Here is a 5,067-nt window from a genome sequence, read left to right on the forward strand (position 1 = left end):
AGGGTGACACGATCGTCAAAAACGCGGAAAACACCGTCGTCGTCATCGAAACCGATCTTGAAACGGGTGAAACCGTCGCCGTTTTGCAAAGCGGAAGCGCGACGATAGAGAGGGAGTAGCCCGAAACTTTCAGTCCCCTTGCTGTACAATACTCTCTTTACATCCGGAAAGTAGCTTCGCTCCTTCCGGAAAAACCGCTTTCTTCCCCGTCGCGGGAACAAGTTTGAAGAAAATTGAAATTTTTCGACCAGATGAAAAACTCTTTCGATTTTTTTATCGTTTAGATTACAATTACACATTATGTTGACACAAGGATGGTTATGTCGGTAGGAAAAACACTGGCTCTGATATTTCTGGCTCTCTTCATAGGGATGCAGCTCATTCCGGTCGAACGCGCCAATCCCGAAAGCGATCCTGCCCTGGAGATCAAGGCGCCGGCCGACGTCAAGGCGATCTTCAAACGCTCCTGCTACGACTGCCATTCCAACGAAACGCGCTGGCCCTGGTACAGCAACATCGCGCCGGCCAAATGGTTCATCGCCCGGGACGTGAAAGTGGGACGCCAGTGGCTCAATTTCAGCGAATGGGAAAAATACGACGAGGCGAAAAAGGAGAAGCTCAAGGCGATGATCTTCAAAGCGGTCGGCCTGGCGATGCCTCTGGGCACCTACGTCAAGATGCACAAAGAGGCGCAGCTTTCTCAAAAAGACCGTGACACGATCCGCCAATGGACCGGCATCAGCCCCGAAGAGATCATGAACAATCCCAAAAGGTATCTCTATTGATCAAGATCGTCCTCTATACCCATATCCTTTCGGCGACGGCGTGGGTGGGCGGATCGCTGCTGCTTTTTGCTCTGGGTATCCTGCTGCGGGACAGGCAGGCGCAAAAAGCGGTCTACGCCCATCTGGGTCCCATCTACGGCTACTTCGAAACCTTCTGGCTCGTTCTTCTGTGGATCACGGGCCTGACGATGTTTTTCCATTACGGCTTCCCGGACATCTTCGCCCACGCTCCCGACTCGGAGCTGGCAGGAAAGATGACCGTGAAACTCTCCATCGTGGCCGCCATCACCCTGCTGACGATCATCCACATGATCATCGCCTTCAAAACCCACAACGCCGAGCGCACCTTCATCCAGAACCTCATCTCCCGGGGCAGTTCCATGATGATCTTTCTGCTCAACCTCGTCATCGTCTGGTACGCCATCGGCATTCGGGACCTTCTGTAGCCTCATGGAGAGAATCTACGAAGATAGCGATCTCTACATCGAGTGGGAACGCGCCGACATTCCCTGGGTGAAGATCTTCACCCGGGAGCCTTTCAAAGAGCTGACGGAGTGCCCGGACGCGCTTCGATCCAGGCTCTGGCGGGTGTACGAAACGGTAGAGAAGGCGATGATCGACTATTTCCGTCCCGACAAGATCAATATGGCCTCCTTCGGAAACTACGTGCCGCGGGTCCACATCCATGTCATGGCGCGTTTTGAAAACGACACCCATTTCCCCGAACCGATGTGGGGGAAAAAGCAGCGCGAATCCAGACTCGATCTTCCCGACTTCGAAGGATTCGAAAAGCTTCTCCTCCGACGTCTGAAAACGCTCTGAAAAACGGCGCCGGCCAAAGAAACCGGCAATCCAAAAAACTCCCCGACAGACCATCTTTTGAAACTTTCGGAAGAACTTCTCCCCGATCGCTCCACGTTTTTTCGCTACCATCTCCGAAATTTTCCGAACAGGAGCGTACAATGGATATCTCCAGACTTCTCGAAATCGGCGCGAAGATGATTCAGCAAAACGACGACCCCGCCACCAGCGGTCTCGATATCGGGGGCATCGCACAAGCCCTGGATACCGTCCTTTCCGGATCGGGCGAAGAGACGTTCGATCTGGCTTCTTTGGTACAGAAGGCGATGGACGGAGGGCTGGAAGAGGTCGTGGGTACGTGGATCGGTCAGGGAGAAAACGCACCCATCGAGCCTGAACGGGTCGGAGAGATCGTGGACGAGGAGCGGATCGAAATCTTCGCCGAAAAACTCGGCATCGGAAAAGAGAGCGCGCAAAAGGCGCTCGCCGACGCACTTCCTGTGATCGTGGACAAGGCCACTCCGCCCGAAGGGGGCATGCTCGACGATCTGCTGAGGCAGATGGGAGGTCTCGAGGGCGCGATGAACCTATTTGGGAAAATGTTCCGCTAGCTCACCACCCTTTTGAGCATCGCCACGGTCTCATCGAAAGGGACCGGCTTGTCGGCAGCCTGCTTCAAAAACGCCTCCATCGCCTCCTTTTTGTTCAGCGCCTCGTCGAGCCGGGGGTCGGTCCCCCGCTGATAGGCGCCGATACGCACCAGCATTTCGTTTTCCTTCAGAAGCGCCAGCAGCTGCCGGAATTTTTGCGCGGCGGCCAGATGGTCGGGCTCGGTGACGTCGCCGATGACCCGGGAGGCCGACGAAAGAACGTCGACGGGCGGATAGATTCCCCGGTCGGTCATCTCCCTGCTCAAAACGATATGCCCGTCGAGGATGCTCCGGCTCTGGTCGGCGATGGGGTCGCTCAGGTCGTCCCCCTCCACCAGTACCGTGAAAAAGGCGGTGATGGAACCCTGCCCCTCCTCCTTGCCGGCCCGCTCCATCAGCTGCGGCAGCAGCGTCAGCGAGGATGGCGGGTATCCCTTCGACGTCGGCGGCTCGCCGAGGGCCAGGCCGATCTCCCGCTGCGCCATCGCGAAGCGCGTGACCGAGTCCATCATGAAGAGCACGTCGTGCCCCTTGCGCTTGAAGTACTCCGCCACACTCATGGCGCTGAAGGCGCCGTACTTGCGCATCAGGGCGCTGTCGTCGCTGGTGGCCACGACGATGACGGTATCGGTCAGGTCGCCGCCCAGATTCTTGGCGATGAACTCGGGCACCTCCCGCCCCCGCTCCCCGATCAGCGCCACCACCTTGATCGTCGCCTCGCTCCCTTTGACGATCATACCCATAAGGGTCGATTTGCCGACCCCGCTTCCCGCGAAGATCCCCACCTTCTGCCCCTTGCCGCTGGTCAGCAGTCCATCGATGCTCTTGACTCCGACGCTGAAGTGCTCGTCGATGAGCCCCCGCTTCATCACGTCCATCGGGGCTTTCATGATCGGCTCGAAATCCTCCAGATACACGGGCCCCTTGCCGTCGATCGGGTTCATGAAAGGGTCCACCACCCTCCCAAGCAGCTTTTCGCCGACGGGAATGTCGAGGCTTTCGCGATTGAGAAGCACGCGGTCGCCGACCCGCATCCCCTCGATGAACCCGAAGGGTGTGATCGTGAAGCTTTCGCTTCCCAGGGATGTCACCATACCCAGCCGCCGCTCTTCGCCGGCGAGGATCGTCACGCTCTGCCCGATGCTCACCTTCAGGCCCGTGGCGACGATGGCGTTGGCGCTGATGCTCTGGATCGTCCCGTAGGCGGGAGAGAGCGAGGCCTTTTTGACCCGGTTTCTAAGCGACTTCAGAGGCATGGCGACCCGCGTCTCAGTAGCGCGGCCTCAGCGGCGCGTTGATCATGCTCATGAACTCCTCCCGCGTCTTGGCGTCGGTCTTGAAGAGTCCCCGCAGCGCCGAGGAGACGGTGGTGGAGTTGATCTTTTCCACCCCCCGCATCTCCATGCACATATGGCGCGCCTCCACGACCACGGCGACCCCTTTGGGCTGCACCGTCTCCAAAATGGCGTCGGCGATCTGCTCCGTCATCTGCTCCTGGATCTGAAGGCGTCTGGCGAAGATGTTGACCATCCGGGGGATCTTGCTGAGCCCCACCACCTTTCCGTTGGGGATGTAGGCGACGTGGACCCGGCCGATGATGGGCAGGATGTGGTGTTCACACATCGAGTAGAACTCGATATCCCGCACCAGCACCATCTCGTCGTTGCTGCTTTCGAACATCGCGTCGTTGAGTACCTTTTTGGGGTCCATCCGGTACCCTTCGCAGATATGCTCGAAGGCTTTGTAGACCCTGTGGGGCGTTTTGACGAGCCCCTCGCGCTTCGGGTCTTCCCCGATCAGTTCGAGAATGGTCGTGACCGCCTCTTCGAATTTTTTCGCTTTTTCGCTGGACATTTCCGCTCACTTTCGAGAGATAAATCTTTTCGTAAGTATATCGATTTTTGGGTAAAAAGAGGGGGTGCGAAAGGCAGGTGGACTTTGAAAGTGAGTTTTGGGTAAAATAATGGACTAATTTTTCTGAAGGATCGTAAATTTATGGAAGTGACTGCCAAAAAGACTGACAGCGCCAACGTCAGTGTCGAAGCGAAAATCGCACAGAGCGACATCGACAAAAAAGTGGAAAAGATCGCCAAACAGGCGGCGAAGCAGATGAAGATCGACGGTTTCCGTCCCGGCAAAGCGCCGGTTTCGGTCATCAAGAAGCGACTGGGCGAAAGACTCGTACAGGATGCGGAAGCCGAAGCGCTCCGCGACGTTCTCAACCAGGCCTCCAAAGAGCTCGAACTCGACGCGGAGAAGATCATCGGCGAACCCGCCGTGACGAAGTTCGACCGCGGTGAAGAGTTCATCGAAGTGGAGCTCAAACTCAGCCTCCGCCCCGAAGTGGAGATCGGCGACATCAGCGGCATCATCCCCGAAGTCAAAACGCCCCGCGTCACGAAAAAAGAGGTGGAAGAGCGCATCAAAGAGCTCGCCGAAGCCCAGGCGCCCTTCGAATCGGTCGAAGAGGATCGCGGCCTCGAAGAGGGAGATCTGGCGGTCTTCGATTTCGAAGGTTTCCTGAACGGCGAACCCTTCGAGGGCGGCAAAGCGGAAAACTTCGAGCTGCGCATCGGCAGCGGCCAGTTCATCCCCGGCTTCGAAGAGCAGATGATCGGCATGAAAAAGGGCGAAGAGAAGACGATCAAGGTCACTTTCCCCGAAGATTACCGCAACAAGGATCTCGCCGGCAAAGAGGTCGAGTTCAAGATCAAGCTCAATGACATCAAAGCGAAACAGCCGGTCGAGATCGACGACGCTTTCGCCCAGAAGCTGCTGGGCAAAGAGGACGCGACCCTCGCCGATCTCGAAAAGGAGATCAAAGAGCAGCT

7 protein-coding genes are annotated in these 5,067 nt (G+C 57.1%); 5 read left to right on the forward strand and 2 right to left on the reverse strand.

Annotated elements, in window-relative coordinates; genetic code table 11:
• Positions 1 to 320 precede the first annotated feature (320 nt).
• The 4 genes from Q1K23_RS07645 to Q1K23_RS07660 all read left to right on the forward strand — a co-directional run bounded on the left by Q1K23_RS07645 (position 321) and on the right by Q1K23_RS07660 (position 2,197).
• A complete protein-coding gene (locus Q1K23_RS07645; protein ID WP_300363552.1) occupies positions 321 to 785 on the forward strand; it encodes a heme-binding domain-containing protein in 465 nt (154 codons plus the stop codon).
• Complete coding sequence (locus tag Q1K23_RS07650; RefSeq protein ID WP_300363553.1) at positions 782 to 1,231, forward strand: hypothetical protein; 450 nt, start codon at positions 782 to 784, stop codon at positions 1,229 to 1,231. The genes Q1K23_RS07645 and Q1K23_RS07650 overlap by 4 nt, the downstream gene beginning before the upstream one ends.
• A gap of 4 nt (positions 1,232 to 1,235) precedes the next feature.
• Positions 1,236 to 1,607, forward strand: coding sequence for an HIT family protein (locus Q1K23_RS07655; RefSeq protein WP_300363554.1), 372 nt, complete (start codon positions 1,236 to 1,238; stop codon positions 1,605 to 1,607).
• Positions 1,608 to 1,747: 140 nt separating this feature from the next.
• Positions 1,748 to 2,197, forward strand: coding sequence for a YidB family protein (locus Q1K23_RS07660; protein ID WP_300363555.1), 450 nt, complete (start codon positions 1,748 to 1,750; stop codon positions 2,195 to 2,197).
• Here Q1K23_RS07660 and fliI read toward each other — a convergent pair.
• Together fliI and folE are read right to left on the reverse strand one after the other, a co-directional pair.
• Positions 2,194 to 3,492 (reverse strand): flagellar protein export ATPase FliI, encoded by a 1,299-nt coding sequence (gene fliI, locus Q1K23_RS07665; protein WP_300363556.1) that lies wholly within the window; start codon positions 3,490 to 3,492, stop codon positions 2,194 to 2,196. The genes Q1K23_RS07660 and fliI overlap by 4 nt on opposite strands.
• 13 nt (positions 3,493 to 3,505) lie before the next feature.
• A complete protein-coding gene (folE, locus tag Q1K23_RS07670) occupies positions 3,506 to 4,090 on the reverse strand; it encodes a GTP cyclohydrolase I FolE (protein WP_300363557.1) in 585 nt (194 codons plus the stop codon).
• A 141-nt stretch (positions 4,091 to 4,231) separates the two neighbouring features.
• On the opposite strand from folE, the gene tig reads away from it, so the two are divergent.
• A partial coding sequence (tig, locus tag Q1K23_RS07675) for a trigger factor (protein WP_300363558.1) occupies positions 4,232 to 5,067 on the forward strand: 836 nt, incomplete at its 3' end.

It is taken from the genome of Hydrogenimonas sp., from assembly GCF_029933015.1.
In the GTDB taxonomy this organism is placed as follows: Bacteria; Campylobacterota; Campylobacteria; order Campylobacterales; family Hydrogenimonadaceae; genus Hydrogenimonas.

Bases quoted from the DNA above. Each gene is read 5' to 3' on its own strand.
- Q1K23_RS07645 (WP_300363552.1), top strand. From the start codon at position 321: ATGTCGGTAGGAAAAACACTGGCTCTGATATTTCTGGCTCTCTTCATA.
- fliI (WP_300363556.1), bottom strand. From the start codon at position 3,492: ATGCCTCTGAAGTCGCTTAGAAACCGGGTCAAAAAGGCCTCGCTCTCT.
- Q1K23_RS07655 (WP_300363554.1), top strand. From the start codon at position 1,236: ATGGAGAGAATCTACGAAGATAGCGATCTCTACATCGAGTGGGAACGC.
- folE (WP_300363557.1), bottom strand. From the start codon at position 4,090: ATGTCCAGCGAAAAAGCGAAAAAATTCGAAGAGGCGGTCACGACCATT.
- Q1K23_RS07660 (WP_300363555.1), top strand. From the start codon at position 1,748: ATGGATATCTCCAGACTTCTCGAAATCGGCGCGAAGATGATTCAGCAA.